This is a genomic window from Rahnella perminowiae (assembly GCF_019049755.1).
Classification (GTDB): domain Bacteria; phylum Pseudomonadota; class Gammaproteobacteria; order Enterobacterales; family Enterobacteriaceae; genus Rahnella; species Rahnella perminowiae.
Genome location: NZ_JAFMOS010000271.1, coordinates 1 through 3307 on the forward strand (window position 1 = coordinate 1; position 3307 = coordinate 3307).

At 51.2% G+C, this 3307-nt stretch carries 3 protein-coding genes; 1 reads left to right on the forward strand and 2 read right to left on the reverse strand.

Translation table 11 applies throughout. The annotated features are described in order from the left end of the window. Together yajD and ychF are read right to left on the reverse strand one after the other, a co-directional pair. Positions 1-283: HNH nuclease YajD (gene yajD, locus J1785_RS02155; protein ID WP_217218703.1), on the reverse strand; the 283-nt coding region annotated here is incomplete at its 3' end. A 191-nt stretch (positions 284-474) separates the two neighbouring features. Continuing rightward, positions 475-1566, reverse strand: coding sequence for a redox-regulated ATPase YchF (ychF, locus tag J1785_RS02160; protein ID WP_217218704.1), 1092 nt, complete (start codon positions 1564-1566; stop codon positions 475-477). A 218-nt stretch (positions 1567-1784) separates the two neighbouring features. On the opposite strand from ychF, the gene J1785_RS02165 reads away from it, so the two are divergent. Further along, a complete protein-coding gene (locus J1785_RS02165) occupies positions 1785-3266 on the forward strand; it encodes a SulP family inorganic anion transporter (protein ID WP_217218705.1) in 1482 nt (493 codons plus the stop codon). Positions 3267-3307: the final 41 nt, after the last annotated feature.

Below are 3307 nucleotides of genomic sequence, written 5' to 3' on the forward strand. Positions count from 1 at the left end.
CTTTTTGTGCATCTTCTCCTGCCACAACGGTTGTGCCGTACTGGTCAGCCTCAGTGTATTTTGAATGTTCGTGGTCATGGCAATACAGACATAACAACTCCCAGTTACTGCCATCTTCCGGATTATTGGTATGATCATGGTCGATATGGTGAACCGTTAATTCACGCAGGTTTGAGTAAACAAACTCCCGCGAGCAGCGCCCGCATACCCACGGATAGATTTTCAGCGCTTTCTCGCGATATCCGCTTTCCAGACGCTGGTAGTTTTTTGGGATCAGTGCCATTGAAATGTTATCCGTTACAAAAAGATAATTTTACGTTTGTGCCGCTAATATATCCCGTAATGCGGCAGAAGGAGAAATGAAAGAAGGCCCGGACAGCCACTTTTAAGCAGGCCTTTGCGATAAAAAGAAAAATCCACGCCATGACGTGGATTTTCGCAGAGGTTTCAGAACAATATGCGCTGAGTTTGGAATCAGACGTTGAACAGGAAGTTCATCACGTCGCCATTTTTAACGATGTAGTCTTTGCCTTCTGAACGCATTTTGCCCGCTTCTTTCGCGCCTTGCTCACCTTTGTAGGTGATGAAATCGTCGAATGCGATGGTTTGTGCGCGGATAAAGCCTTTCTCAAAATCAGTGTGGATTTTACCTGCAGCTTGCGGCGCCGTTGCGCCAACAGGGATGGTCCATGCACGGACTTCTTTCACGCCGGCGGTGAAGTAAGTTTGCAGATTCAGCAGCTCATAACCGGCGCGGATCACGCGGTTCAGGCCCGGTTCTTCCAGACCCAGCTCAGCCATAAATTCTTCACGGTCAGCATCGTCGAGTTCAGCGATGTCCGATTCAACCGCAGCACAAACAGCAACGACGACTGAGCCTTCCGCTTCTGCAATTTTGCGCACAACGTCGAGGTAAGGATTGTTCTCGAAACCGTCTTCATTAACGTTCGCGATGTACATGGTGGGTTTCAGTGTCAGGAAGCTCAGGTAGCGGATGGCCGCTTTGTCTTCTTCAGTCAGAGCCAGCGCGCGCAGCATGCCGGCGTTTTCCAGCTGTGGCAGGCATTTTTCCAGTGCGGCCAGTTCTGCTTTCGCGTCTTTGTCGCCGCCTTTGGCGCGTTTCTGCACACGATGAATCGCACGTTCGCAGGTATCAAGGTCAGATAACGCCAGTTCGGTATTGATGACATCAATGTCATCAGCCGGATCCACTTTATTGTTAACGTGAATAATATTGTCGTTCTCGAAGCAGCGCACCACGTGGCCGATCGCTTCGGTTTCACGGATGTTGGTCAGGAACTGGTTACCCAGACCTTCGCCTTTAGAGGCACCTTTTACCAGGCCCGCGATGTCCACAAATTCCATGGTAGTAGGCAGGATACGCTGGGGTTTTACAATTTCTGCCAACTGGTCGAGACGCGGATCGGGCATAGGTACCACACCGGTATTCGGTTCGATGGTGCAGAACGGGAAGTTTGCCGCTTCGATACCCGCTTTGGTCAGCGCATTGAACAGCGTAGATTTACCGACGTTCGGCAGGCCGACGATACCGCATTTGAATCCCATGTTTTTCTCACCTTAATATCTTAATTATCAAACGATTAAATATAACCGCACGATGTAATGACCACAATTCCCCGCATTATACACGAGAACCACATTTATCTCGATCCGCTTGTGGCCGTCCCTGATATCAGCACACAGGATAAACCTTGCCTCGTCTGGTTCATTTTTAGATACTTGTCACAATTTTTTAACTGATCGGGAAATGTACCGGATGTTCTATGTTTAGTCCGCGTGGTCTGAAGTTGTCTGAAGTGAAGAATGAAACGCTGGCCGGATTCGTGGTGGCGGTATCAATGATCCCTGAGGCAGTCGGCTTTTCACTGGTTGCCGGGTTGTCACCGATTGTCGGTCTGCATACGGCGTTTATTATCGGGCTGGTAACGGCACTGTTTGGTGGTAAACCGGGCATGGTCTCGGGCGCGGCGGGTTCCATTGTAGTTGTGCTGATGAGTCTGGCGGCGCAACACGGTATGGGATACGTGTTGTGGGCGACCATTTTTGCCGGGATGATCCAGATACTGATTGGGGTCTTCCGCCTCGGAAAATTTATCCGGCTGGTGCCGTTGCCTGCGGTTCACGGTTTCGTGAACGGTCTGGCGATTGTCATTATGCTGGCTCAGTTGCACATGATTGCCGGGCAGGGGCCACTGATGTACGGGCTGGTGCTACTGGCGATACTGGTGGTGGTGCTGTTCCCGAAACTGACCAAAATCATTCCCGCTTCTCTGGCGGCGCTGATCATCGTTTCTGCCGTCGCGATCGGTTTTAACCTGCATACCTTGCGGGTGAGTGATCTGGCGGATATCTCAGGAGCATTGCCGCATTTCAGCCTGCCGGTTGCACCGTTCAATGTTGAGATGCTGAAAGTCGTGCTGCCCTATGCCGTCGTGATCGCGCTGGTCGGCCTGATTGAATCGCTGCTGACCATGACGGTGCTGGATGAAATGGGGAATCAGAAGGGCAACGGTAACCGCGAGAGTATCGCCCAGGGCGCGGGCAATACCATTTGCGGATTGTTCGGTTGCTTCGCCGGTTGTGCGATGATTGGGCAATCGATCATTAATTTTACCTCCGGCGGTCGCGGGCGGATTTCAGGTACGGTGGGGGCCATCCTGCTGATTCTGTTTGTGGTCAGTCTCTCCGGTTATATTGGTCTGCTGCCCGTCGCGGCGCTGGCCGGGATTATGCTGGTTGTCTGCTACAACACTTTTGAGTGGAGTTCGCTGCGGCGTCTTCGCCGTATGCCGAAAGCCGACGTGCTGGTAATGCTGATTGTCACGGTCATCACGATTTTCACCGATCTTGCTGTGGCGGTTATCAGCGGCGTCATTATCTCAGCGCTGGTTTTTGCCTGGCAACAGGCGCGTATCCGTATTCGTGAGCACAAAACCAAAGGCGATCTGACGGTGTATAAACTGGACGGGCCGCTGTTCTTCGGTTCTGCGGCAACATTTGCTGAACTGTTTAATCCTGAAAACGATCCGCAAAATGTGGTGCTGGATTTTGCCGGTACGCGGGTCATGGATTCCAGCGGGGTGGAGGCGATTGATAAGCTGACTGCGCGTTATCTTGATGCCGGGAAAACCATTCGCCTGCGTCATCTGAGTAATGATTGCGTAAGTTTGCTTAAGAAAGCCGGGCCTTTCTGCTCTCATGAACTCGACGATCCGCAATATTATGTTGCGGAAGATAATTTGTAACGAATAGGTTAAATGTAATTTATTTTCCATCTTTGTGGATC